The sequence below is a fragment of the Streptomyces sp. NPDC087420 genome, assembly GCF_044744165.1.
Classification (GTDB): Bacteria; Actinomycetota; Actinomycetes; order Streptomycetales; family Streptomycetaceae; genus Streptomyces.
In genome coordinates, this window is the sequence record NZ_JBIUXU010000012.1 from 302,212 (window position 1) to 326,466 (window position 24,255).

Here is a 24,255-nt window from a genome sequence, read left to right on the forward strand (position 1 = left end):
ACTAACCGATCGCGAGCCGCGCCGCGTCCTCCGCGCACCCCCACGCCACCGTGACGCCCGCGCCACCGTGCCCGTAGTTGTGCACCAGCCGCCCGCCGCCCGGCAGCGGGTCCGCCTCCAGGCGGACCCGTGGCCGGGCCGGGCGCAGCCCCACCCGGTGCTCCAGCACCCGCGCCCCCGCCAGGGCGGGCCAGATCCGCGCGCAGCGCGCGACGACGGCCGCCGCGTCGGCCGGATCGGGGGCCAGGTCCCAGTCGTTCTCCGTCGACGTACCGCCGAGGAGCACCCCGTACGGCTGCGGCATGATGTACGTCATGTCCGGGGAGCCGGCGACGGCCGACACGAACCACTCGTCGACGCCCGGGTTCTCCACCACCACCAACTGGCCGCGCACCGGCCGGACGGACGCGTCCGCCGCCAGCTCCCGGGCCCCCAGACCGGTGCAGTTGACCACCACCGGCGCTTCGGCCGCCGGTTCGGCCAACCCCGCCGTCGCCCGCAGCTCGACGGTGCCGCCCGCCGCCCTCAACCGCCCCTTCAGATACCGCAGATGAGCCGGCATGTCGATCAGCGGAACGGCGGCCCGCAACCCCTGCCGGAAGCCCTCGGGCAGCTCGTCAGGACGGGCCTCGCGCAGCTCCCCGAGCCGTGCCGCCCAGGCGCCGAGGCCGTCCGGCGAGGTGTCCGTCATCAGCCCCGCGACCACCCGGACCCCCGTCTCGTCCGGCCGCCGCGCCATCTCCTCGTACCGGGTCAGCGAGCGCTCCAGCCACGTGCCCACCAGCTCGGCGGGCTCTATCCGGTACGGCCAGAACAGCGCGCCGGCCACCGCGGAGGTGGTCCGCGCGACCGGATCACGGGTCCACACCCTGACCCGGTGGCCGCTCTCCGCGAGCACCAGCGCGGTGGTCAGTCCGATGACCCCGCCCCCGACCACGATCACATCGCCGCTCATGCCGGGACCGTAGCCGAATTCCGGCCGGGGGTCGCACACGGCGGCCGTTGTGGACGCCCTCCCTTACCACCCCGTTAGGATCGGCGGTCTGATGACTGCCACGCTCGTAGCCAAGGAACTCGCCGCCGGACACGGCGACCGCTCGCTCTTCTCCGGACTCGACCTCGTGGTCGCGCCCGGAGACGTGATCGGGCTCGTCGGTGCCAACGGCGCCGGGAAGTCGACCCTGCTCCGGCTGCTCGCCGGACTCGACACCCCCGAGGAGGGAGAGCTGCGGCTCTCCCCGCCGACCGCCGCCGTCGGCCACCTCCCGCAGGAGCCGGAACGGCGCGCGGGCGAGACCGTACGGGCCTTCCTCGGCCGCCGCACCGGTGTCGCCGCCGCGCAGACCGCGCTGGACGAAGCCACCCAGGCGCTGGTGGACGGTTCTCCCGGCGCGGACGACGCGTACGCCACGGGGCTGGACCGCTGGCTCGGGCTCGGCGGCGCCGACCTGGACGAACGCGCGGAGGACGTCGCCGCCTCCCTCGGCCTCACCGTCGATCTCGACCAGCCGATGACCACCCTCTCCGGCGGCCAGGCGGCCCGCGCCGGCCTCGCGTCCCTGCTGCTCTCCCGCTACGACGTCTTCCTCCTGGACGAGCCCACCAACGACCTCGACCTCGACGGGCTCGAACGCCTCGAATCCTTCGTCTCCGGGCTGCGCGCCGGCGTCGTGGTGGTGAGTCACGACCGCGAGTTCCTCGTCCGTACGGTCACGAAGATCCTCGAACTCGACCTCGTCCAGCAGAAGATCACCCTCTTCGGCGGCGGGTACGAGGCGTATCTGGAGGAGCGGGAGACCGCGCGGCGGCACGCCCGCGAAGAGTTCGAGGAGTACGCGGACAAGAAGTCGTCCCTGGAGTCCCGCGCCCACACCCAGCGGTCCTGGATGGAGAAGGGCGTCAAGAACGCCCGGCGCAAGGCCACGGACAACGACAAGATCGGCCGTAACCTCCGGACCGAGTCCACTGAGAAGCAGGCCGCGAAGGCCCGCCAGACCCAGCGCATGATCGAGCGCCTCGACGTGGTCGAGGAGCCCCGCAAGGAGTGGGAACTCCGGATGGAGATCGCCTCCGCGGACCGCTCGGGCGCGGTGGTGGCGACCCTCAACTCGGCGGAGGTCGCGCGGGGCGACTTCCGCTTCGGGCCCGTCACGCTCCAGGTCGACCGGGGGGACCGGGTCGCCATCACCGGGGTCAACGGCTCCGGCAAGTCCACGCTCCTGGCCGCGCTGCTGGGCCGCCTGCCCCTGGACGCGGGGCACGCGACGCTCGGCTCCGGTGTGGTGGTGGGCGAGGTCGACCAGGCCCGCGCGCTGTTCCACGGGCCTGACACCCTGCTGGACGCGTTCCGGGGGGCCGTACCCGACACGGAACCGGCCGAGATCCGCACGCTCCTCGCGAAATTCGGCCTCAAGTCGCATCACCTGACCCGGCCGGCGACGACGCTCTCGCCGGGCGAGCGGACCCGCTCGGCGCTCGCCCTTCTCCAGGGCAGGGGAGTGAACCTCCTCGTCCTGGACGAACCGACGAACCACCTCGATCTCCCGGCGATCGAACAGCTGGAGTCCGCGATGGAGTCGTACGACGGCACGCTCCTGCTCGTCACCCACGACCGCCGCATGCTGAACGCGGTCCGCACGACCCGCCGCCTGAATGTGGCCGGGGGCCGGGTAACGGAATCCTGACGGCACAAGGAATGCGGGCCCGAATGCGGGCCCGAACCCTGGCCGGAATGCGGACCCGACACCCAGCGGATAAGATCATCGGCATGGCATGACACCCGCCACAGCCCTACCCGGTCGCCGGTTTATCCCGGCGGCCGGATCGCTGAGGGAGGTCCGATGCTCAGAGCGAGTGTTGTCGTTCCGGTGTACAACGCGGGAGAACACCTCGACCGGTGTGCCGCGTCCCTGACCACCCAGAGTCTGTCGCCCGACAGCTACGAAATCCTTTTCGTGAATGACGGGTCGACCGACGATTCGGCGGACCGGCTGCACAGGATCGCCTCGATGCACGCGCACGTACGGGTGCACCACCAGGAGAATTCCGGCTGGCCCGGCAAGCCGCGCAACGTGGGCGTCGAGCTGGCCAGGGGTGCGTACGTGCAGTTTGTCGACCAGGACGACGAACTGGCCCCGGAATCCCTCGAACGCCTTCTCGCGCTCGCGGAGCGCAATGGGTCGGACATCGTGCTGGGCAAGGTATTCGGCACCATGGCGGGACCGAGCAATGTGTTCAAACGGACAGTGGAACGCTGCACCGTCAAGGACGCCCCGCTGATGGAAAGCCTCACCCCGCACAAAATGTTCCGCAGGTCCTTTCTGCTGGAACACGGCATCAAATTCCCCGAAGGCCGCGTGCGGCTGGAGGACCAGCTGTTCATGGCGCGTGCTTATGTACGGGCCAAGACGGTGTCCATTCTCGGGGATTACCCGGCCTACCAATGGGTGCGCCGGGAGGACGGGGGGAACAACAGCGGCGGCGCCACGACCGCCACGGAGTACTACGGCCACCTGCGCGGTGTCGTGGAGGCGATCCACGAGGGCACGGAGCCCGGCGAGCTGCGTGATCACCTGCTGCGGCGCTCGTACCGGGTGGAACTGCTGCGGCCGGTGACCGAGCCGCGCGTCCTCCAGCGCAAGGGGAAGCAGCTGGCGGAGTACTTCGACGTCGTCCGCCGCATGGCCCTGGAGTGCTACCCCCCGGGCGTCCGGAACGGCCTGCCGGCCGTCACCGGCCTGCGCGCGGCCCTGCTGGAGGAGGGCCGCCTCGACTCACTGGTCGAGCTGGCCACCAGGACGCGCCGGATCAAGCCCCGGGTCGCGGTCGACCCGCCGGTCTGGCGGGACGGCAAGCTGGTGGTACGGGTGGTCGTCCACCATGTGCGCGGCGACGGCGAACCGCTGTGCCTCGTGCGCCGCGACGGCGACTGGTATCTGGACCCGGAGCTGGTACGCGGGATCGAGGGCGCGGAGGACTGGAAGGTCGACGACCCGTTCGCGTACGCGGCCGGTGAACTGCTCCTCCAGGACACCGGGACCGGGCACTGGTGGTTCCCGGACGCCGAACTCACCCCGGAGCTCCGGGGGCTGGGCGCCGGGCGCTACCAGGTGGTGATGGCGGGGGAGACCCTGATCGACCCGGCGGTGGTGTCGGGCGGCGAGGCGCTTACGCGTGGCGTGCATGAGGTGTGGCTGAACTCCCAGATGCTGGGCGTGGGCCGCCGGGCCCGGGTGGCGTCTCCTCTGCGCCCCCACGTGGCGCCGGGGGCGGTGGGCCGACAGGTGATCGCGCCGCGGTGGGCGGGGCCGCATGCGCAGCTCCGCCTGGTGGCGGGGGGCCACGGGGCGCGTCTGGCGCCGAGGCTGCGGCGCGCCCTTGCGGCGACGGCGTCGCACCCGGGGGGCCGGCGGTGGGCCCGTCGCTTGCCGAAGGGTCTGCGCCGGAGGGCCCGCTCCCTGGCGTCCCGCACGCATAGCTGGTGCCTGTTGTAGTGGCGGTCTGGGGCCGGGGGGCCGCGCGTTCTCGGTGACCGGGTTGCGGTTCGTGTTGTCCTCAATCGCCGGACGGGCTTGATTTTGCCCGCTGCGGGCCGGCTTTTAAGCCCGTCCGGCGATTGAGGACGCAGTGAGCCGCGCCAAAATCAAGCCCGTCCGGCGTTTGAGGACAACTGTCCGGCCGCCAGGCCGGGCGCATCGCCCGCCGGGCAGACGCTAGCCCTCGCTCAGGCCCGCCCGCCTCAGCGCGTCAGCCATCGCGCTGTTCCCCGGGGGCGGCCCAGACGCAGAGCCACCCTGACGCCCGCGCGCCGCAGGCGAAGGCGTGCTGGAACGGCCCCCACGCTGACGCGGCGCAGACGCGGACGCAGACGTCCGCTCCGGCTTCGTCGTGGTCGGCGCCGCGTCGTCCAGGCGCAGCGTCAACGAGATCCGCTTACGCGGAAGGTCCACCTCCTGGACCTTCACCCGCACCACGTCCCCCGGCTTCACCACATCCCGTGGATCCTTCACGAACGTCCGCGACATCGCGGACACATGCACCAGCCCGTCCTGATGCACGCCCACATCCACAAACGCCCCGAACGCCGCGACGTTTGTCACGACGCCCTCCAGGATCATGCCCGGCTCCAGGTCGGCGAGCTTCTCCACGCCGTCCTTGAACGTGGCCGTCTTGAACGCCGGACGCGGGTCCCGCCCCGGCTTCTCCAGCTCGCGCAGGATGTCCGTCACGGTCGGCAGCCCGAAGGAGTCGTTCACGAAGTCCGCCGGCTTCAGCGACCGCAGCACCGGCGTGTTGCCGATGAGCGACGAGACCTCGCTGCCCGCCGACTTCACCATGGCGCGGACCACCGGGTACGCCTCCGGGTGGACCGACGACGCGTCGAGCGGATCGTCGCCGTCGCGGATCCGCAGGAAGCCCGCGCACTGCTCGTACGCCTTGGGGCCGAGCCTGGCGACGTCCTTGAGCGCCCGCCGGGACCGGAAGGGCCCGTGCGCGTCGCGGTGGGCCACGATGTTCTCCGCGAGGCCCGCGCTGATGCCGGAGACCCGGGAGAGCAGCGGCGTGGACGCGGTGTTGACGTCGACCCCCACCCCGTTCACACAGTCCTCGACCACCGTGTCGAGGGAGCGGGACAGCTTCACCTCGGAGAGGTCGTGCTGGTACTGGCCGACGCCGATGGACTTGGGGTCGATCTTCACCAGCTCGGCGAGCGGGTCCTGGAGCCGCCGCGCGATCGAGACGGCGCCCCGGATCGACACGTCCAGGTCGGGCAGCTCCTGCGAGGCGAACGCCGACGCGGAGTACACGGAGGCGCCCGCCTCCGAGACCATCACCTTCGTGAGCTTCAGCTCCGGATGCGCCGCGCACAGCTCGGTCGCCAGCTTGTCGGTCTCGCGGGACGCCGTGCCGTTGCCGATGGCGATCAGGTCGACCGCGTGTTCCTTCGCGAGCCGCGCGAGCTTCGCCAGGGACTCGTCCCACTTGTTGGCCGGCACGTGCGGGTAGATCGTGTCGATGGCGACGACCTTGCCCGTCGCGTCCACGACGGCGACCTTCACCCCCGTACGGAACCCGGGGTCCAGGCCGAGCGTCGCGCGTGTCCCCGCCGGGGCCGCGAGGAGCAGGTCGCGCAGGTTCGACGCGAAGATCCGGACCGCCTCGTCCTCGGCCGCCGTCCGCAGCCGGAGCCGCAGGTCGATCCCGAGGTGCACGAGGATCCGGGTGCGCCAGGCCCATCGCACGGTGTCCGCGAGCCACTTGTCACCGGGGCGGCCCCGGTCGGCGACACCGAAGCGCCGCGCGATCATGTTCTCGTACATCGTCGGGCCGGGCAGGTCCGAGGGCTCCTCGGGCTCCAGGGACAGGTCGAGGATGTCCTCCTTCTCGCCCCGGAGCATCGCCAGCACACGGTGCGAGGGCAGCGCGGTGAACGGCTCGGCGAAGTCGAAGTAGTCGGCGAACTTCGCGCCGGCCTCCTCCTTGCCCGCCCGCACCTTCGCGGTCAGCCGCCCCTTGGTCCACATCCGCTCGCGCGCCTCGCCGATGAGGTCGGCGTCCTCGGAGAACCGCTCGGTGAGGATCGAGCGTGCCCCCTCCAGCGCGGCGGCCGGATCGGCGACGCCCTTGTCCGCGTCCACGAACGCCGCTGCCGCCGCCAGGGGGTCGGCCGAAGGGTCCGTCAACAGCGCCTCGGCGAGCGGCCCGAGACCGGCCTCGCGGGCGATCTGCGCCTTCGTGCGCCGCTTGGGCTTGAACGGCAGGTAGATGTCCTCCAGCCGCGCCTTGGTGTCGGCGCCCCGGATCTGCGCCTCCAGGGCCGCATCCAGCTTCCCCTGGTCCCGTACGGACTCCAGGATCGCCGTCCGCCGCTCCTCCAGCTCGCGCAGATAGCGCAGCCGCTCCTCCAGGGTGCGCAGCTGCGTGTCGTCGAGCATCTCGGTCGCTTCCTTGCGGTAGCGAGCGATGAACGGCACGGTCGACCCGCCGTCGAGCAGCTCGACGGCCGCCCTCACCTGTCGCTCCCGTACGCCGATTTCCTCGGCGATCCTGCCTTCGATGGACGTCGTCACGATCACGCTCCGCTGTTCTGTGGTCCGCCGTCTGCATTGTGGCAGGTGGCTGTGACAGCGAGGGGCGCGACCGGGGGTCAGGACAGCCGCCGGCCCGGTCCCGAGAGCGGATCGGGACCGGGCCGGCGAATCCGGGGGCGGGTCAGGCGTGCCCGCGGGAAGCGCCGCCGAAGAGCCGCGCGAGCGCGCGGAAGGGCAGCGTCACCACGGAGGCGATCGTCGATCCGATCGCGCGGAGTACGTCGGCGATGGCACGGAACACGGGGGCCTCCTGGTGTCGGTCGTCGGGCCGCCGACCACGGGGACTTGGCTGAACGCGGTCGGTCACTGTCTTCTCGGGTGTCCTCCTTCGCGCGTCGTAAACGGCCGCTCGGCCGGTCAGTGCTTGCCGATGAGGTCCGCCGGGAACGCCCCGGCCGTCAGCGCGGTGCCCGTGAAGCCGCCGGCCAGCTCGGTGAGGCGGGCCACCCCCGCCGCGCCCAGCCGTTCGTAGGGCGCCACGTCCAGCCGGTTCGTCTCCTCCTCCAGGGCCTTGCGCAGCTCCGCACCGGCCTCGGTCAACTCCCCGTCGGCCGCCAGCAGACCGCGCTCGCGCAGCCGCTCCCGGGCCGCCTCCCAATCCCCGGCGGTCCAGCCACGGCTGGAGATGGCCCACTTCGGCGACATGCCCCGGCCGCTCGCGGTGTGACTGACGAGTGCCTCCACGGGGTCCAGCCCCGAGGCCAGCAGAGCCGCCAGGTGGCCGTCGCCGCGGTGTTCCCGCAGCAGGGTGGCGGCGTGCCAGTACGCCAGGTGCGGCGCGTCCGGTACGGGCAGGTCGGCGTTGGCCGCGTACAGCGGGCGGGCGTGGCGGGTGCACCCCTCGGCGGCCCGCAGCGCCAGTTCCGCCGCCTCGGCCATCTCCTTGGACGCGACGGTCTCCTCGCCGAGGAGCCGGCGCAGCAGCGAGTCGACGGCCCGCAGCCGGGCGTCGAGGGCGGCCTGCGGGGAGAGGGTGTCCCAGACGGCGGGCACGTGCCGGGCGATCAGCTCGTGGTTGAAGTTGTAGAAGGTAGCGGCGACCACACCCGCGCCGACCCGGCCGAGGGGTGCCGCCCGGGCGGCGAAGTAGACGGCGTCGGAGTCCCGGACACCTTCCTCGGTGAACTCGCGCCCGAGGTCGGGGGAGAAGTACAGGGTCGAGTGGATCGGGTTCATGGCGGCGTAACAGCGTCGGGCGGCCCGCTCGGGCAGAGTGGTCATGCCCATATATTACTGACCGGTCGGTACGGAGTGGGGCGGGCGGCGAGGATGGCAGGAAAGGAGGGGTACTCGTCATTGCGGCCATCTCCGCGGGGCGAAAGGATGCCAGGCATGACAGAGCGATCCGTGCTGGTCGTCCTCTTCGACGACGTGCAGAGCCTCGATGTGACGGGCCCGGTGGAGGTGTTCGCCGGCGCCGCGCGCTTCACCGGTGACCCCGGCGCGTACCGCATCCGTACGGCCTCGCTCGACGGCGCTCCCGTCCGTACGTCCAGCGGGCTGACGATCGTCCCCGACGCCACGCTCGACGCGGCCGCCATGCCGTACACCCTGCTGGTGCCGGGCGGCTCCGGCACCCGCACGCCCGATCCACGGCTCATCGCGTGGTTACGGGAGAACGCGCCGCGCGCCCGGCGGCTGGTGTCGGTCTGTACCGGCGCGCTGCTCCTCGCGGAGGCGGGGCTGCTCGACGGGCGCCGGGCGACCACCCACTGGGTGGCGACCGACCTGCTGTCCCGGAAGTATCCGGCCGTGGACGTGGACCCGGACCCGATCTTCGTACGGGACGGACGGGTCTCCACCTCCGCCGGGGTGACGTCGGGCATCGATCTGGCGCTGGCCCTGGTCGAGGAGGACCTCGGCCGCGACGCGGCGCTGACGGTCGCCCGTCATCTGGTGGTGTTCCTGCGACGGCCGGGCAACCAGGCGCAGTTCAGTGCCCGGCTCGCGGCCCAGACAGCCCAGCGCGGCCCGCTGCGTGACGTGCAGGCGTGGATCGGGGAACACCCGGGCGGCGATCTGTCCGTCGAGTCGCTGGCCGAGCGCGCGCGGCTCTCACCCCGCCACTTCGCCCGCGCCTTCCGCGCGGAGACGGGCACCACCCCGGGCCGGTACGTGGACCGTGTCCGGCTCGAACACGCGCGGATGCTGCTGGAGGACAGCGCCGACGGGGTCGAGGAGATCTCCCGGGCGAGCGGCTACGGCACCCCGGAAGCGATGCGCCGGGCCTTCGTGAAGTCCCTGGGCACCTCCCCGGCGGAGTACCGCCGCCGCTTCCAACCCCATCCGGCCTCGCCCTAACCCCGACCCACCACCGAAAGGCCCCCATGCAGATCGCGATCCTGCTCTTCGACCGGTTCACCGCCCTCGACGCCGTCGGGCCCTACGAGATCCTCGGCCGGACCCCCGGCGCCCGCACCGTGTTCGTCGCCGAGCACGCCGGACCGGTGGCCAACGACCAGGGCAGCCTTTCGCTCGTCGCGGAGCGGACACTCGCCGAGGTGACCCGCCCCGACGTCGTCGTGGTGCCCGGCGGGCCCGGCCAGGGCGCGCAGATGGAGAACGAGGCCGTCCTCGGCTGGCTGCGGGCCGTCGACGCCACCACCACCTGGACCACCTCCGTCTGCACCGGCTCCCTCCTGCTCGCCGCCGCCGGGCTGCTCACGGGGCGGCGCGCCACCACGCACTGGCTCTCGCTCGACCGGCTCGCGGGCCTCGGGGCCGAACCGACCGGCGAGCGGGTCGTCTTCGACGGCAAGTACGTCACCGCCGCCGGCGTCTCGTCCGGCATCGACATGGGCCTCGGCCTGCTCGGGCGGATCGCGGGCGACCGGGTCGCCCAGTCCGTACAGCTGATGACCGAGTACGACCCCCAGCCGCCCTACGCCGCGGGGTCGCCAGAGAAGGCGCCCGCCGACCTCGTCGCGGAGTTCCGGGCGGAGTGGCGGCCCCCCGTCACGACGCCGTCCAGCTGAACCGCGGCTCACGCCGTTCCAGGAAGGCGGCGACCCCCTCCGCGGTGTCGCCGCTGCCGCGTGCCTGCTCCGTCCAGTACGCGTCACGCTCGTCCAGGCCGGCGGCGAACTCCTTCGCCGCCGCCTGGGTCAGCTGCGAGCGCGAGACCAGCACCCGCGCGAACCGCGCCACGCGCGCCTCCAGTTCGCCCGCCGGCAGCACCTCGTCCACCAGACCGGTGCGCAGCGCCCGTTCCGTATCGATCAACTCGGCGGAGAACAGCAGGTACTTGGCGGTCGCGGGACCCACCAGCGACGCCAACCGCCGTGTGGAGGAGGCCGCGTACACGATCCCGAGCCGCGCCGGCGTCACCCCGAACCGCGCCCCCTCCTCCGCGAACCGCAGATCGCACGCGGCGGCCAACTGGCAGCCCCCGCCCACGCACGACCCGCGTACGGCGGCCAGCGTCGGCTTGGGGAAGGCCGCCAGCGCGTCCTCCGCCGCCACCGCGAGCGACCGCGTGTCCTCACCGGGCTCCCCCAGCGTGGAGATGTCCGCGCCCGCGCAGAAGTGCGCGCCCTCGCCGGTCAGCACCAGCGCCCGTACGGCGGGGTCCGGGGCGAGCCGCCCGAGCAGCGGCGGCAGGTCCCGCCACATCCGGGCCGTCATCGCGTTGCGCTTCGCCGGATGGTGGATGACGACGGTCGCGATGCCGTCCGCGACGCTGTGCAGCAACTGGGGCTCCATGCGCCGGATGGTATCCGGGGCGCCGGACCGGCCCCACGGACAGGCCTCACCGAACGGACGAAGGACGACACCGGACGATCAGAGGCGGTCAGGTGTCCGAGGTGTCCGTAACGAGGTGGTCGGACACCATCAATAACGGCTGACTTCTGTTCAGTGGCCCGGGCGGGACCCGCCCGTTCCCAAGACTCGGTGTCCGATGGACGTCGCCGGCGGAAACAGCCGGTCAAGCCGAGGGTGGGTGCCGCAGGATGGTGGAGAGCCGCGGAAGTGTTCCGGCCCGGCCGCTGTCGTACGAAGGGGTGTGGCGATTCACCGCTCCCACCGTCGACGTCTCCGTACCGCAGGCCAGGCATGCCGTGCGGGATCTGCTGAAACGCCAGGGGGTGCCGGTCAGGGACGACGTCGTCCAAGGGGTGCTGCTGATCGTCTCCGAGCTGGTCACCAACGCCGTGCGGCACGCGGCCCTGCTCTCGCCCGAGGTCGCCGTCGAGGTGGCCATCGAGGCGGAGTGGATCCGGGTGGCGGTGGAGGACAACCACCCGTACCGCCCCAAGGCGCTGGAGACCGACTACGCGCAGACCGGCGGGCGCGGGCTGCTTCTCGTACGGGAGATCGTCCGCGAGGCGGGCGGCGGCTTCGACGTGGAACAGACCGCCGGTGGCGGGAAGATCATCTGGGCGGCGCTTCCCCTCAGGTCACCGCTCGACGATCCCCCGCTCCGGGAAGGGGTCACCAGCCCCCGGCCGGCCCTGTGAGCTCTCTGATCGCCGGGCGCGCCGCGTCCAGCACGCTCATGAACCACGCGGAGAAGCGCGCTTCGTCGTGACGTTTCGTCAGCTCCGCGGGGGTGACGAACACCGTCTCGCCGACCTCTTCCGGGTCGGGCAGCGGCGGCGCCTGCGCCATGCCGACGAAGAGGTGGTTGTACTCCTGCTCCACCAGTCCGGAGTCCGGGTCCGGGTGGTTGTAGCGCACCGTGCCGGCCTCGGCGAGCAGCGACGGCGAGATGCCCAGCTCCTCGTAGGTCCGCCGGGCGGCGGCGGCGAACGGCGCCTCGCCCGGGTACGGGTGCCCGCAGCAGGTGTTCGACCAGACGCCGGGGGAGTGGTACTTGCCGAGCGCGCGGCGCTGGATGAGCAGCCGGCCCTGCTCGTCGAAGAGGAAGACGGAGAACGCCCGGTGCAGCTTCCCGGGCGGCTGGTGGGCGGAGAGCTTCTCGGCGGTGCCGACGGTGTTGCCGAGCTCGTCGACCAGCTCCAGCAGGATTGGCTCTGGCACCCCGTTCGACGAGTCCGGTACCCCGTTCGGCGAGCTGCTCGCCTCAGTGACTGGTGTGGTCGGCATAACCATCCTTCGCTTCGGGCCTCGAGCCCCAAGTCTGCCGTACAAAAGCCCCGTGTCCGCACTTCGAACGTGTGGGCATGTCTGTTCGCCCGGCCGGTCGGCCGAGCGCCTCAGTGGCAGAGTTTCGCCTCGTGCTCGGCGTGTCCCCGGGGTTCCAGCTGGAACGTGCAGTGCTCCACGTCGAAGTGGGTCCCGAGGCATCCCTGGAGGTCGTGCAGCATCTTCTCGTGCCCCACCGCGTCCAGCGCGTCCTGGTTCACCACCACGTGCGCGGAGAGCACCGGCATGCCCGAGGTGATCGTCCAGGCGTGCAGGTCGTGGACGTCGGCCACCCCGGGCAGCGCGAGCATGTGGGCCCGTACCTCCGCCATGTCGACATCCTTGGGCGCCGCCTCCAGCAGCACGTTGAGCGTCTCTCTGAGGAGCTTCACCGTACGCGGGACGATCATCACACCGATCAGCAGGCCCGCGATCGGGTCGGCCGTCTGCCACCCCGTGGTCAGGATGATCACGGACGACACGAGCACGGTGAATGAGCCGAGCGTGTCGGCGAGGACCTCCAGATAGGCCCCGCGCACGTTGAGGCTCTCCTTCTGCCCGCGCATCAGCAGGAAGAGGGAGACCATGTTGGCGGCCATGCCGATCAGCGCGAAGACGATCGCCAGTCCGCCCCGCGTGTCCGGCGGCACGATGAACCGCTCGATCGCCTCGTACAGCAGATAGCCGCCGACCCCCAGCAGCAGGAGGCAGTTGGCCAGCGCGGCGAGGATCTCGGCCCGCGCGTAGCCGAAGGTGCGGCTGGTGTCGGCGGGCCGGCCCGCGAAGTGGATCGCCAGCAGCGCCAGGCCGAGGCCGACCGCGTCGGTCGCCATGTGCGCGGCGTCGGCGACCAGGGCGAGCGAGTCGGCCGCGATGCCACCGATGATCTCCACGACCATCACGGACAGCGTGATGCCGAGGGCGATCCGCAGCCTTCCCCGGTACGCGGCGGCGGCCGTCCCGGTCGGCGGTGGCCCTCCGTGTGTGTGGCCGTGGTCGTGCCCTGCCCCCATGGGGACGCCTCCCGGTCGTCTTGTGAAGTGCCGACCACGTCAGTGAACTACGGACGGGGGGTATCCGACAACACGGGACTGAACACCGTTGTCATATGCTCTGACCTGCGGAAACGGCCACGGAGTGGTTCGTTGGGGTGATCCGCCGGAAGGACGGGAAAGCCCGCAGGTCAGAGCCCTGACAAGATCATCCGACCGGCGCGGGGCGGTGGTGCGCCTGCCAGCCCTCCCACGCCGACGCGACCATCTCCCGTACGTCACGGGTGGCCGTCCAGCCCAGCTCGCGCGCGATCAGCTCCACCGACGCCACGGCCTTCGCCGCGTCCCCGGGGCGCCGGGCCTCGATCACCGGAGGCGTCCGGTGACCGGTGACCTCCGCGACCAGGTCGGCGAGTTCCCGGACGGAGACGCCGACCCCGCGTCCGATGTTCAGGGTCAGATCACCCGGTCCCGGCCGCTCGGCCAGCCGCCGGGCCGCCGCCAGATGCGCGTCGGCGAGATCCGCCACATGGATGTAGTCCCGGACCCCCGTGCCGTCCGGCGTCGGGTAGTCGTCGCCGAAGATACGGGGAGCCTCGCCCCGGCTGACCCGGTCGAAGAACATCGGGATGATGTTGAACACCCCGGTGTCCGCCAGCTCGGGCCGCGCGGCGCCCGCCACGTTGAAGTAGCGCAGACAGCCGGTGGCGATCGCGTGCGCCTTCCCGGTCGCCCGCACCAGCCACTCGCCCGCGAGCTTCGTCTCGCCGTACGGGTTGATCGGAACGGCCGGCGTCTCCTCCGTGATCAACTCCACATCCGGTACGCCGTACACGGCGGCGGACGAGGAGAAGAGGAAGCGCCCGACCCCGGCCGCGACCACCGCGTCGAGCAGCACCGTCAGCCCGTGCAGGTTCTCCCGGTAGTACCGCAGCGGCTGCTCGACGGACTCGCCGACCTGCTTCTTCGCCGCCAGGTGCACCACACCGGTGACCTCGTGCCCGGCCAGGGCCTCGTCCACCGCGTCCCGGTCCAGCAGCGAGCCCCGTACCAGCGGAATCTCCGCGGGCAGCCGCTCGGCGACGCCCGTCGACAGATCGTCGAACACCACCACCCGCTCGCCCGCCCCGCTCATGGCCCGCGCCACGTGCGCCCCGATGTACCCCGCCCCACCTGTGATCAGCCACGTCATGCCGCCACCCTAAGGGCTGCCACCCGGCCGCCGAGGGCGGTACGGCGGCGGTCCCGGCCCGGCGGCGGTTTGTGGGCCGCGCGGTGATCGACAATGATGATCTCCGCCCGGGACCCTGTTCAGACCATGGCGTCCTTGGCGTAAACGCCCGGTGAACTCAGGCTTCCGTTCATCCGATAGCCTCTGCCGACGTGCCGCCGCCCGGAATCCCGGACAGGCCCTGGTTGCCGCGCACCCAACCCTGATCAGTGCCAAGGAGTGAGTTCGTCTGTCGACCGCCATCCTCACCGGTCTCCCGGTACCCGGATCGTCGCTCGCGCACGATCTGCGGTCGCTGGGATTCGACGTACGCACCGCCACCAGCACGGCCGAGACGGTCAGCCTGATCGCCGAGGTCCCGCCGGCCGAGCGTGTCGCCCTCGTCGACCCCCGCTTCGTCGGCCATCTCCACGCCCTGCGCCTCGCGCTGACCGACCCCCGCTTCCCGCTCGCCGCCGTGACCGGCGCGCTCACCGCCCAGCCCGAGGCCCGTACCGCGCTGGTACGCGCCGCGGGCGCCGTCGAGCGGAGCGCCACGCTGTCCCCGGCCGCCGCGGACCACCCGACGGGGACCGCCGGGACCACCCAGCTCTCCTCCGCGGTCCTGGCCGATGGCGGCTCCCTCGCCGACCGGGTCGCCGCCGCGCTCGACGCCGGGGGCACCCCCGTCCAGCGCCCCGAACTCGGTTCGCTCGTCGCCGCCGTCCCCCTCGACACCGCCTCCCACCAGGAGGCCGCCGCCGCCGTCGCGGCCGTCGACGACGAAGCCGTACGGCTGCGCTCCGCCGTGAAGGCCCGCGACGGCTTCTTCACGACCTACTGCATCAGCCCCTACTCCCGCTACCTCGCCCGCTGGTGCGCCCGCCGCGGCCTGACGCCCAACCAGGTCACCACCGCCTCCCTGGTCACCGCGCTCATCGCGGCGGCCTGCGCGGCCACCGGCACCCGGGGCGGCTACGTCGCCGCCGGAGTCCTGCTGCTCTTCTCCTTCGTGCTCGACTGCACCGACGGACAGCTCGCCCGCTACTCGCTCCAGTACTCCACGATGGGCGCCTGGCTGGACGCCACCTTCGACCGGGCCAAGGAGTACGCCTACTACGCGGGCCTCGCCCTCGGCGCCGCCAGGAACGGCGGAGGTGACGATGTATGGGCGCTCGCGCTCGGCGCGATGATCCTCCAGACCTGCCGCCACGTGGTCGACTTCTCCTTCAACGAGGCGAATGTCGACGCCACGGCCGCCACTTCCACCGGCAAGGCCGTCGTCGGGACCCCCACCGCCGCGCTCTCCAGCAAGCTCGACAGCGTCGGCTGGACCGTCTGGGTACGCCGGATGATCGTGCTCCCGATCGGCGAGCGCTGGGCGATGATCGCCGTCCTGACCGCCCTGACCACCCCGCGTGTCGTCTTCTACGCGCTGCTCATCGGCTGCGGATTCGCCGCCTGCTACACCAGCGCCGGCCGCGTACTGCGCTCGGTGACCCGCAAGGCCGTCCGCACCGAACGCGCCGCGCGGGCCCTCGCCGACCTCGCCGACTCCGGCCCGGTGGCCGAGACCGTCTCCCGGCTGCTGGCCCGCCTCAAGGCCCACCCGCCCTTCGGCCTGCGCCCGGTCGTCGCCTTCGTCGGCGGCGCCCTGCTGGTGGCCGCCGCCTGGTTCGAACCGTTCGGCAGCTCCTGGGTGGTCCTGGCCGCCGCGCTGTACGCCGTGCTCGCCGGCGCCGCCGTCACCCAGCCCCTCACCGGCGCGCTCGACTGGCTCGTCCCGCCGGTGCTCCGCGCCGCCGAGTACTCCACGATCCTCGTCCTCGCCGCGCGCTCCGAGGTGAACGGAGCGTTGCCCGCGGCCTTCGGGCTGGTGGCGGCCGTCGCCTACCATCACTACGACACGGTGTACCGCATCCGCGGAGGCACCGGCGCCCCGCCCCGCTGGCTGGTCAGGACCATAGGCGGACACGAGGGCCGCACGCTGGTGGTCACCGCCCTCGCCGCCGTCCTCGCGACGCGCGGCACGGACTTCCCCGTGGCCCTGACGGTGCTCGCGACCGTCGTGGCGCTGGTCGTGCTCTTCGAGTCCATCCGCTTCTGGGTGTCCTCCGGAGCCCCCGCCGTACATGACGAAGGAGAACCCGCATGATCGGCCTCGTACTGGCCGCCGGTGCCGGACGGCGTCTGCGCCCCTACACCGACACGCTCCCGAAGGCCCTCGTGCCCGTGGACCCGGCCGGGGAGGGGACCCTCACGGTCCTCGACCTCACCCTCGCCAACTTCGCCGAGGTCGGCCTGACCGAGGCGGCCGTCGTCGTCGGCTACCGCAAGGAGGCCGTGTACGCCCGCAAGGCCGCCCTGGAGGAGACGTACGGCATCCGGCTCACCCTCATCGACAACGACAAGGCCGAGGAGTGGAACAACGCCTACTCCCTCTGGTGCGCCCGTGACGTCCTGGCCAAGGGCGTGATTCTCGCCAACGGCGACACCGTCCACCCCGTCTCCGTCGAGAAGACCCTGCTCGCCGCGCGGGGCGAGGGCCGGCGGATCATCCTCGCCCTCGACACGGTCAAGCACCTCGCCGACGAGGAGATGAAGGTCATCACGGAGGGCACCAAGGGGGTGCGCCGCATCACCAAGCTGATGGACCCGGCCACCGCCACCGGTGAGTACATCGGCGTCACGCTGATCGAGGCCGAGGCCGCCGCGGACCTCGCCGACGCCCTGCGGACCACCTTCGAGCGCGACCCCGACCTCTACTACGAGGACGGCTACCAGGAACTGGTCGACCGCGGCTTCACGCTCGACGTGGCCCCCATCGGTGACGTCCCCTGGGTCGAGATCGACAACCACGCCGACCTCGCGAAGGGCCGTGAGATCGCGTGCCAGTACTGACCCGGCTGATCCCCTCCCCGGTCTCCGTCGACATCCGCCGCGGCGCGATGGACGACCTCGCCGGACTCCTCGCCGATCAGCGCATCTCCAGCTCGGGACGGCTCGCGTTCGCCATCAGCGGCGGATCGGGGGCGGCGCTGCGCGACAAGCTGGCGCCGGTCCTGCCCGACGCCGACTGGTTCGCCGTCGCCGACGGCACCATCGACTCCGCCGTCCGGCTCGCCGACGGCATCAAGGGCAAGCGGTACGACGCCGTCGTCGGCCTCGGCGGCGGCAAGATCATCGACGTGACGAAGTACGCGGCGGCCCGCCTCGGCCTGCCGATGGTGGCGGTCGCCACCAACCTGGCGCACGACGGCATCTGTTCACCCGTCGCCACCCTCGACAACGACAACGGCCGCGGCTCCTACGGCGTGCCGACCCCCATCGCCGTGGTCATCGACCTCGACGTCATCCGGGACGCGCCCGTCCGCTTCGTCCGCTCCGGCATCGGCGACGCCGTCTCCAACATCTCGGCCATCGCCGACTGGGAGTTGTCGCACCGGACCAACGGCGAACCCGTCGACGGCCTGGCCGCCGCCATGGCCCGCACGGCCGGCGAGGCGGTCCTGCGCCACCCCGGCGGCGTCGGTGACGACGAGTTCCTGACGGTCCTCGCCGAGGCGCTGGTCCTCACCGGCATCGCCATGTCGATCAGCGGGGACACCCGCCCCTCGTCCGGCGCCTGCCACGAGATCAGCCACGCCTTCGACCTGCTCCACCCCAAGCGCTCCGCGCTCCACGGCGAACAGGTCGGCCTCGGCGCCGCCTTCGCCATGCACCTGCGCGGTGCCCACGAGGAGTCGCGGCTGCTCGTCGAGGTTCTGCACCGGCACGGACTGCCCGTCCTGCCCGAGCAGATCGGCTTCACCGTCGACGAGTTCGTACGGGCCGTGGCCTACGCGCCGCAGACCCGCCCCGGCCGCTTCACGATCCTCGAACACCTCGACCTGTCCACCGATCAGATCAGGGACGCGTACGCCGACTATGCCAAGACCATCAGTAGCTGAACTCCGTCCGGTCGTCCACCCCGACGGAGTGAAGGACCGGCGCAGCGGGGAGCATTGGGCGGGGCGCATGTACATGCGGGAGATCTCGCTGCACATCGACCCGTACCTGGTGAACACCCGTGTCTCGCCCAACCAGCTCACGTACCTCATGGTGGTCGTGGGTGTCATAGGCGGCGCGACACTGCTCGTGCCCGGGCTCACCGGCGCGATCCTCGCGGTGGTCCTCTTCCAGGTCTACCTGCTCCTCGACTGCGTCGACGGCGAGGTGGCCCGCTGGCGCAAGCAGACCTCGATCACCGGCGTCTACCTCGACCGCGTGGGCCACTACCTGTGCGAGGCGGCCCTGCTGGTCGGCTTCGGGGTGCGCGGCGCGGACGTCTTCCACGACAACGGCGCGTCCACCAATTGGCTGTGGGCCTTCCTCGGCACACTCGCCGCGCTCGGCGCGATCCTGATCAAGGCCGAGACGGACCTGGTCGACGTGGCCCGCCAGCGCAGCGGCCTCCCGGCCGTCAAGGACGAGGCGTCCGTGCCCCGTTCGTCCGGTCTGGCGGTGGCCCGCCGCGCGGCGGCCATGCTCAAGTTCCACCGGCTCGTCGGCGGGATCGAGGCCAGCCTCTTCATCCTGGTCGTCGCCATCATCGACCAGGTGCGGGGCGATCTCTTCTTCACCCGCCTCGGCATCGCGGTCCTCGCAGGCATCGCCCTCGTCCAGACGCTGCTCCACCTGGTCTCCATCCTGGCGTCCAGCAGGCTGAAGTGAGCGACATGCGGCTCGGCGCGGTGATCATCACGATGGGTGAGCGCCCCGGCGAACTGCGTGCGCTCCTCGACTCGGTCGCCCGCCAGGAGGGCGACCCGGTCGACGTCGTCGTGGTCGGGAACGGCGCCCCGGTGGGGCCCGTTCCCGATGGGGTACGGACGGTCGAGCTGCCCGAGAACCTGGGCATCCCGGGCGGCCGCAACGTCGGCATCGAGGCCTTCGGCGCGGCCGGCTCGGAGGTCGACGCGCTGCTCTTCCTGGACGACGACGGCTCGCTGCCCCTCACGGACACGGCCCAGTTGGTACGGGAGGCCTTCGCGGCCGATCCCGTCCTCGGCATCGTGAGCTTCCGGATCGCCGACCCGGAGACGGGTCTGACGCAGCGCCGGCACGTCCCGCGCCTGCGCGCGTCCGACCCGCTGCGGTCCTCCCGGGTCACGACCTTCCTCGGGGGCGCCAACGCCGTACGCACGAAGGTCCTCGCGGAGGTCGGCCCGCTGCCGGACGACTTCTTCTACGCGCACGAGGAGACCGATCTCGCCTGGCGGGCGCTGGACGCCGGCTGGATGATCGACTACCGCGCGGACCTGGTGCTCCACCACCCGACGATGCCGCCGTCCCGGCACGCGGTCTACCACCGCATGGTGGCCCGCAATCGGGTCTGGCTGGCCCGCCGCAACCTCCCGGCCCCGGTCGTACCGGTCTATCTCGGGGTCTGGCTGCTGCTGACCCTGGTCAGGCGGCCGTCGGGACCGGCCCTCAAGGCCTGGTGGGGCGGCTTCAGGGAAGGCTGGTCCACCCCCTGCGGACCACGGAGGCCGATGAAATGGCGTACGGTCTGGCGACTGACCCGGCTGGGCCGTCCACCGGTCGTCTGAGATGCCCGGACTCTGAGAGCGTCCGGGGTCCGGGGGCGTCCGGGGTCTGCGAACATCTGGGGTCTGAGAACATCTCATCTCCTGTCCCTGAGGCCTGGCCGTCCGTGCCGGTGCCCGATCGTCTGCGCATCTTGAACACGAAAGTTTCAACTTGTGAGTGAGACAACCCATGACGGTGCGATCGCGATGAGCGCCCCGCCGTCTCCCGACGACCGTCTCTCCCCGGCGGAGGTCGCCGCCAAGTACGGCCTGGCGGTGAGCGGGGCGCGCCCCGGACTGGCCGAGTACGTGAGGCAGTTGTGGGGTCGCAGGCACTTCGTCCTGGCCTTCTCCAGCGCGAAGCTCACGGCCCAGTACAGCCAGGCCAAGCTCGGCCAGCTCTGGCAGGTGGCGACCCCGCTGCTCAACGCGGCCGTCTACTACCTGATCTTCGGCCTGATCCTCCAGAGCAGCCGGGGCATCCCGTCGGAGGTCTTCATCCCGTTCCTGGTGACGGGGGTGTTCGTCTTCACCTTCACGCAGAGTTCGGTGATGGCCGGGGTCCGTGCCATCTCGGGCAATCTGGGGCTGGTCAGGGCCCTGCACTTCCCCCGGGCCGCCCTGCCGGTCTCCTTCGCGCTCCAGCAGCTCCAGCAGCTGATGTACTCCATGATCGTGCTGCTGGTCGTGGCGGTGGCCTTCGGCAGCTATCCGTCACTGAGCTGGCTGCTGATCCTGCCCGCGCTGGTCCTCCAGTTCGTGTTCAACACCGGCCTGGCGCTGATCATGGCGAGGCTGGGCAGCAAGACCCCGGACCTCGCCCAGCTGATGCCGTTCGTGATGCGTACGTGGATGTACGCGTCGGGTGTGATGTTCTCCATCCCCGTGATGCTCAGGGACAAGCCCGCCTGGATCGGGGACGTCCTCCAGTACAACCCGGCCGCGATCTACATGGATCTGGTCAGGTTCGCGCTGATCGACGGCTACGGCTCGGAGAATCTGCCCGCGCACGTCTGGATGGTCGGTCTGCTCTGGGCCGTGGTCCTGGGCGCCGGGGGCTTCGTGTACTTCTGGAAAGCTGAGGAGCAGTACGGCCGTGGCTGACATCGAAAAGGGGCGCACCCCCACCGTCATCGCCGACGACGTGCACATCGTCTACCGGGTCAACGCCGGTGGCGGCGGCCGCGGCAGTGCCACCGCCGCGCTGAGCCGGATCGTCCGCCGGGAGAAGGAGAAGGGGGAGTCCCGCGGCGTCCGCAAGGTCCACGCCGTCCGGGGCGTCACCTTCACCGCCTACCGCGGCGAGGCGATCGGCCTGATCGGCACCAACGGCTCCGGCAAGTCGACCCTGCTGCGGGCCATCGCCGGGCTGCTGCCGACCGAGCGGGGGAAGGTCTACACCGACGGCCAGCCCTCGCTGCTCGGGGTCAACGCGGCGCTGATGAACGACCTGACCGGCGAACGCAACGTGATTCTCGGCGGTCTGGCCATGGGCATGTCGCGCGAGGAGGTCCGCGAGCGCTACCAGCAGATCGTCGACTTCTCCGGCATCAACGAGAAGGGCGACTTCATCACCCTTCCCATGCGGACGTACTCCTCCGGCATGGCGGCCCGGCTGCGGTTCTCCATCGCCGCCGCCAAGAACCACGACGTCCTGATGATCGACGAGGCGCTGGCCACCGGCGACCGCAAGTTCCAGATCCGCTCCGAGCAGCGGATCCGCGAGCTGCGCAAGGAGGCGGGCACGGTCTTCCTGGTGAGCCACAGCAACAAGTCGATCAGGGACACCTGTGACCGGGTGCTGTGGCTGGAGAAGGGCGAGCTGCTCATGGACGGCCCGACCGACGAGGTCATCAAGGCGTACGAGAAGGAGACGGGCAAGTAGTCCGTCCTCCCCGTGCCCCGTCAGCCCGACACGGCCCCCGCCGGAACACCGCGGCGGGGGCCGCGCCATGACGGCGGCCCGGCGCGCCCCCGGCGATCCCCGGCCGGCCGGGAGCATCATGGCGTACGGGGTTTCACCGGGGCGGGACCGGGCAGGCCGGGTGCGGCCACCGGCCATTTTCGTCAAACGTCGGTCAAGTCGGCCGGGTCGGGGGAAGGTTGACCGGCATTGCGATGTTCTTGTTATGCGCTCAACACCCCCGCGTGTTCCTCTGCGTTGTGCAACGTAAGCTGTGCGGGTGCTGATTCGTGGCATGTGGGGCGATTCCCCCGGGGCGTCCTGTCTGCCGGTGACCTCCGGGCAGGGGAGCGCCCAGGTGCGCGGGAGTGCGGAGGGACTGGGCCGAGCGGGCGGCGTGTCCGAAATGGGATGTATTGGGTCGGCAGTGTAGAACGGGAGATGTGACGGCAATGACGGAAAATCTCCAGATTCGCGAGGGTTTCGCCGTCCTTGCACCGGGAAGCTCGCGGTGACGGGCACCTCACAGGTGCGCCCCGACGCCACCTCGCGGACGACGCTGGACAAGGCCGCGGACGAGAACTTCCCCGTGGCGCCGTTCTTCCTGCCCCGCGCCTGGCGCGACGACCTGATGGCGGTCTACGGATTCGCCCGGCTCGTCGACGACATCGGCGACGGTGACCTCGCCCCCGGCGGCGGCGACGCGCGCCACCTCGGTGTCGATCCCGGGCAGGCCGGTGACCGGCTCGCGATGCTCGACGCGTTCGAGGCCGACCTGCGGCGCGTCTTCGACCCGGCCGGCCCCGCCCCCGGCCATCCGCTGCTGAGAGCGCTCGTCCCGACCGTACGGAACAGCTCGCTCACGCCCGAGCCGTTCCTCGGCCTGATCGGCGCCAACCGCCAGGACCAGCTGGTACGGCGCTACGAGACGTACGACGACCTCCTCGCGTACTGCGAACTGTCCGCGAACCCGGTCGGCCGGCTCGTCCTGGGCATCAGCGGCACCGCGACCCCGGAGCGCGTCCGCCTCTCCGACGCCGTCTGCACCGCGCTCCAGATCATCGAACATCTCCAGGACGTGACCGAGGACCTCGGGCGCGACCGGATCTACCTGCCCGCCGAGGACATGAAACGGTTCCGCGTCACCGAGGCGGACCTCGCCGTCCCCAGCGCGGGCGCCGCCGTGCGCCAGCTGGTGGCCTACGAGGCCGAACGGGCGGGGCAGCTGTTGAATGAAGGCACCCTGTTGGTGGGTAGCGTCCACGGCAGGCTCCGTCTGCTGCTCGCGGGATTTGTGGCCGGAGGGCGCGCCGCCCTCGCTTCGATCGCGGCCGCCGGGCACGATGTGCTCCCCGGACCGCCCAAACCCACCAAGCCGCGTCTGCTGCGCGAAGTGGGAGCCGTCTTGCGACGAGCGCACAGAGAGGGGTGAGCCGGAACGTGGAGGGACAGACGCCGATGTCCGCGCCGGTATTGGCGGCCTACAGCTACTGCGAGGCCGTCACGGGCCAGCAGGCCCGCAATTTCGCCTACGGCATCAGGCTGCTGCCGACCGACAAGCGGCAGGCCATGTCCGCGCTGTACGCCCTCTCCCGGCGGGTGGACGACATCGGCGACGGCACACTGGAGCCGGCGGCCAAGCAGGCCAGGCTGGAGGACACCCGTGTGCTCCTGGACCGGATCAGGGAAGGCGCCGTCGACGAGGACGACACCGACCCCGTCGCCGTGGCGCTCGCCGACGCGGCCCGCCGCTTCCCCATCCCCGTCGAAGGGCTCGACGAGCTGATCGACGGCGTCCTGATGGACGTCCGCGGCGAGACGTACGAGACCTGGGACGAGCTCAAGGTCTACTGCCGGTGTGTCGCGGGCGCCATCGGCCGCCTCTCGCTCGGCGTGTTCGGCACGTCCCCGGGCGCCCCGGGCGCCGAGCGCGCGTCCGAGTACGCCGACACGCTGGGCCTCGCCCTCCAGCTGACGAACATCCTCAGGGACGTACGCGAGGACGCGGGCAACGGGCGTACGTACCTGCCGTCCGACGACCTCGCCAAGTTCGGCTGCTCCGCCGGCTTCCACGGCAACACCCCCGCCCCCGGGGCCGACTTCGCCGGCCTGGTGCACTTCGAGGTCCGCCGCGCACGGGCCCTGTTCGCCGAGGGCTACCGGCTGCTGCCGCTGCTCGACCGGCGCAGCGGCGCCTGCGTCGCCGCCATGGCAGGCATCTACCGCAGGCTCCTCGACCGCATCGAGCGCGACCCCGGGGCCGTGCTGCGCGGGCGTGTCTCCCTGCCGGGACACGAGAAGGCGTACGTGGCGGTCCGCGGCCTCTCGGGTCTCGACGCCAGGAACGTCACCCGGCAGACGGTCAGGAGGCGCGCATGACGTGCCACAACACCCCGGCAGGACC

General features: G+C 71.6%; 22 protein-coding genes. 14 read left to right on the plus strand and 8 right to left on the minus strand.

All coding sequences use genetic code 11. The annotated features are described in order from the left end of the window. Window position 1: 1 nt before the first annotated feature. Window positions 2-955, minus strand: coding sequence for an NAD(P)/FAD-dependent oxidoreductase (locus ACIO1C_RS25910; protein ID WP_401867339.1), 954 nt, complete (start codon window positions 953-955; stop codon window positions 2-4). A gap of 91 nt (window positions 956-1,046) precedes the next feature. Here ACIO1C_RS25910 and ACIO1C_RS25915 point away from each other — a divergent pair, with 91 nt between their 5' ends. Then, window positions 1,047-2,684 (plus strand): ABC-F family ATP-binding cassette domain-containing protein, encoded by a 1,638-nt coding sequence (locus tag ACIO1C_RS25915; RefSeq protein ID WP_401867342.1) that lies wholly within the window; start codon window positions 1,047-1,049, stop codon window positions 2,682-2,684. 156 nt (window positions 2,685-2,840) lie between these two features. Then, window positions 2,841-4,493 carry a glycosyltransferase gene (locus tag ACIO1C_RS25920; protein WP_401867344.1) on the plus strand — a complete coding sequence of 551 codons (1,653 nt, stop codon included), beginning with the start codon at window positions 2,841-2,843 and terminating at the stop codon, window positions 4,491-4,493. Window positions 4,494-4,712: 219 nt separating this feature from the next. Here the strand turns inward: ACIO1C_RS25920 and ACIO1C_RS25925 are convergent, their stop codons facing one another. The 3 genes from ACIO1C_RS25925 to ACIO1C_RS25935 form a co-directional block, all read right to left on the minus strand. Further along, complete coding sequence (locus tag ACIO1C_RS25925; protein WP_401867346.1) at window positions 4,713-7,070, minus strand: Tex family protein; 2,358 nt, start codon at window positions 7,068-7,070, stop codon at window positions 4,713-4,715. A gap of 142 nt (window positions 7,071-7,212) precedes the next feature. Next, the gene (locus ACIO1C_RS25930; protein ID WP_327233438.1) at window positions 7,213-7,332 is read right to left on the minus strand and encodes an LPFR motif small protein; all 120 of its coding nucleotides are present in this window, start codon (window positions 7,330-7,332) and stop codon (window positions 7,213-7,215) included. A gap of 116 nt (window positions 7,333-7,448) precedes the next feature. Next, window positions 7,449-8,312, minus strand: a complete 864-nt coding sequence (locus ACIO1C_RS25935) for a hypothetical protein (RefSeq protein ID WP_401867348.1) — start codon at window positions 8,310-8,312, stop codon at window positions 7,449-7,451. Window positions 8,313-8,423: 111 nt separating this feature from the next. Here ACIO1C_RS25935 and ACIO1C_RS25940 point away from each other — a divergent pair, with 111 nt between their 5' ends. After that, the gene (locus tag ACIO1C_RS25940; protein WP_401867351.1) at window positions 8,424-9,392 is read left to right on the plus strand and encodes a GlxA family transcriptional regulator; all 969 of its coding nucleotides are present in this window, start codon (window positions 8,424-8,426) and stop codon (window positions 9,390-9,392) included. A 26-nt stretch (window positions 9,393-9,418) separates the two neighbouring features. Beyond that, a complete protein-coding gene (locus tag ACIO1C_RS25945; RefSeq protein ID WP_401867354.1) occupies window positions 9,419-10,066 on the plus strand; it encodes a DJ-1/PfpI family protein in 648 nt (215 codons plus the stop codon). Here ACIO1C_RS25945 and ACIO1C_RS25950 read toward each other — a convergent pair. Further along, window positions 10,047-10,793, minus strand: a complete 747-nt coding sequence (locus ACIO1C_RS25950; protein WP_401867357.1) for an enoyl-CoA hydratase/isomerase family protein — start codon at window positions 10,791-10,793, stop codon at window positions 10,047-10,049. The genes ACIO1C_RS25945 and ACIO1C_RS25950 overlap by 20 nt on opposite strands. Window positions 10,794-11,044: 251 nt before the next feature. On the opposite strand from ACIO1C_RS25950, the gene ACIO1C_RS25955 reads away from it, so the two are divergent. After that, on the plus strand, window positions 11,045-11,548 hold the full coding sequence (locus tag ACIO1C_RS25955; RefSeq protein ID WP_401867461.1) for an ATP-binding protein: 504 nt from the start codon (window positions 11,045-11,047) through the stop codon (window positions 11,546-11,548). Here the strand turns inward: ACIO1C_RS25955 and idi are convergent. The 3 genes from idi to galE all read right to left on the minus strand — a co-directional run bounded on the left by idi (window position 11,523) and on the right by galE (window position 14,360). Then, complete coding sequence (gene idi / locus ACIO1C_RS25960; RefSeq protein WP_401867360.1) at window positions 11,523-12,137, minus strand: isopentenyl-diphosphate Delta-isomerase; 615 nt, start codon at window positions 12,135-12,137, stop codon at window positions 11,523-11,525. The genes ACIO1C_RS25955 and idi overlap by 26 nt on opposite strands. A 110-nt stretch (window positions 12,138-12,247) precedes the next feature. Continuing rightward, a complete protein-coding gene (locus tag ACIO1C_RS25965) occupies window positions 12,248-13,189 on the minus strand; it encodes a cation diffusion facilitator family transporter (protein WP_401867362.1) in 942 nt (313 codons plus the stop codon). Window positions 13,190-13,376: 187 nt separating this feature from the next. Continuing rightward, window positions 13,377-14,360, minus strand: a complete 984-nt coding sequence (galE, locus tag ACIO1C_RS25970; RefSeq protein ID WP_401867365.1) for a UDP-glucose 4-epimerase GalE — start codon at window positions 14,358-14,360, stop codon at window positions 13,377-13,379. 325 nt (window positions 14,361-14,685) lie between these two features. Here galE and ACIO1C_RS25975 point away from each other — a divergent pair, with 325 nt between their 5' ends. The 9 genes from ACIO1C_RS25975 to hpnD all read left to right on the plus strand — a co-directional run bounded on the left by ACIO1C_RS25975 (window position 14,686) and on the right by hpnD (window position 24,230). Beyond that, window positions 14,686-16,533, plus strand: a complete 1,848-nt coding sequence (locus ACIO1C_RS25975; RefSeq protein WP_401867463.1) for a DUF5941 domain-containing protein — start codon at window positions 14,686-14,688, stop codon at window positions 16,531-16,533. Then, a complete protein-coding gene (locus ACIO1C_RS25980; protein WP_401867368.1) occupies window positions 16,530-17,279 on the plus strand; it encodes a sugar phosphate nucleotidyltransferase in 750 nt (249 codons plus the stop codon). Before ACIO1C_RS25975 ends, ACIO1C_RS25980 begins: the two co-directional genes overlap by 4 nt. Beyond that, window positions 17,267-18,328 (plus strand): iron-containing alcohol dehydrogenase family protein, encoded by a 1,062-nt coding sequence (locus tag ACIO1C_RS25985; RefSeq protein WP_327233429.1) that lies wholly within the window; start codon window positions 17,267-17,269, stop codon window positions 18,326-18,328. Before ACIO1C_RS25980 ends, ACIO1C_RS25985 begins: the two co-directional genes overlap by 13 nt. Continuing rightward, on the plus strand, window positions 18,306-19,091 hold the full coding sequence (locus ACIO1C_RS25990; protein ID WP_401867371.1) for a CDP-alcohol phosphatidyltransferase family protein: 786 nt from the start codon (window positions 18,306-18,308) through the stop codon (window positions 19,089-19,091). The genes ACIO1C_RS25985 and ACIO1C_RS25990 overlap by 23 nt, the downstream gene beginning before the upstream one ends. 5 nt (window positions 19,092-19,096) lie before the next feature. Beyond that, the gene (locus ACIO1C_RS25995; RefSeq protein WP_401867466.1) at window positions 19,097-19,969 is read left to right on the plus strand and encodes a glycosyltransferase family 2 protein; all 873 of its coding nucleotides are present in this window, start codon (window positions 19,097-19,099) and stop codon (window positions 19,967-19,969) included. Between the two features lie 153 nt (window positions 19,970-20,122). Beyond that, entirely contained in the window at window positions 20,123-21,052 is a 930-nt protein-coding gene (locus ACIO1C_RS26000; protein ID WP_401867374.1) for an ABC transporter permease, read from the plus strand. Further along, entirely contained in the window at window positions 21,045-21,833 is a 789-nt protein-coding gene (locus ACIO1C_RS26005; RefSeq protein ID WP_161307945.1) for an ABC transporter ATP-binding protein, read from the plus strand. The genes ACIO1C_RS26000 and ACIO1C_RS26005 overlap by 8 nt, the downstream gene beginning before the upstream one ends. A gap of 529 nt (window positions 21,834-22,362) precedes the next feature. Then, window positions 22,363-23,283 (plus strand): squalene synthase HpnC, encoded by a 921-nt coding sequence (gene hpnC / locus ACIO1C_RS26010; RefSeq protein ID WP_401867377.1) that lies wholly within the window; start codon window positions 22,363-22,365, stop codon window positions 23,281-23,283. Beyond that, on the plus strand, window positions 23,280-24,230 hold the full coding sequence (gene hpnD, locus ACIO1C_RS26015) for a presqualene diphosphate synthase HpnD (protein ID WP_401867379.1): 951 nt from the start codon (window positions 23,280-23,282) through the stop codon (window positions 24,228-24,230). The genes hpnC and hpnD overlap by 4 nt, the downstream gene beginning before the upstream one ends. Window positions 24,231-24,255: the final 25 nt, after the last annotated feature.

Excerpts from the sequence above, each read along its gene's own strand:
- ACIO1C_RS25965 (WP_401867362.1), bottom strand. The coding sequence starts at position 13,189 with ATGGGGGCAGGGCACGACCACGGCCACACACACGGAGGGCCACCGCCG.
- ACIO1C_RS25935 (WP_401867348.1), bottom strand. The coding sequence starts at position 8,312 with ATGACCACTCTGCCCGAGCGGGCCGCCCGACGCTGTTACGCCGCCATG.
- idi (WP_401867360.1), bottom strand. The coding sequence starts at position 12,137 with ATGCCGACCACACCAGTCACTGAGGCGAGCAGCTCGCCGAACGGGGTA.
- ACIO1C_RS25910 (WP_401867339.1), bottom strand. The coding sequence starts at position 955 with ATGAGCGGCGATGTGATCGTGGTCGGGGGCGGGGTCATCGGACTGACC.
- ACIO1C_RS25920 (WP_401867344.1), top strand. The coding sequence starts at position 2,841 with ATGCTCAGAGCGAGTGTTGTCGTTCCGGTGTACAACGCGGGAGAACAC.
- ACIO1C_RS25940 (WP_401867351.1), top strand. The coding sequence starts at position 8,424 with ATGACAGAGCGATCCGTGCTGGTCGTCCTCTTCGACGACGTGCAGAGC.
- galE (WP_401867365.1), bottom strand. The coding sequence starts at position 14,360 with ATGACGTGGCTGATCACAGGTGGGGCGGGGTACATCGGGGCGCACGTG.
- ACIO1C_RS25945 (WP_401867354.1), top strand. The coding sequence starts at position 9,419 with ATGCAGATCGCGATCCTGCTCTTCGACCGGTTCACCGCCCTCGACGCC.
- ACIO1C_RS25950 (WP_401867357.1), bottom strand. The coding sequence starts at position 10,793 with ATGGAGCCCCAGTTGCTGCACAGCGTCGCGGACGGCATCGCGACCGTC.
- ACIO1C_RS25990 (WP_401867371.1), top strand. The coding sequence starts at position 18,306 with ATGCCAAGACCATCAGTAGCTGAACTCCGTCCGGTCGTCCACCCCGAC.
- ACIO1C_RS25915 (WP_401867342.1), top strand. The coding sequence starts at position 1,047 with ATGACTGCCACGCTCGTAGCCAAGGAACTCGCCGCCGGACACGGCGAC.
- ACIO1C_RS25980 (WP_401867368.1), top strand. The coding sequence starts at position 16,530 with ATGATCGGCCTCGTACTGGCCGCCGGTGCCGGACGGCGTCTGCGCCCC.
- ACIO1C_RS25995 (WP_401867466.1), top strand. The coding sequence starts at position 19,097 with ATGCGGCTCGGCGCGGTGATCATCACGATGGGTGAGCGCCCCGGCGAA.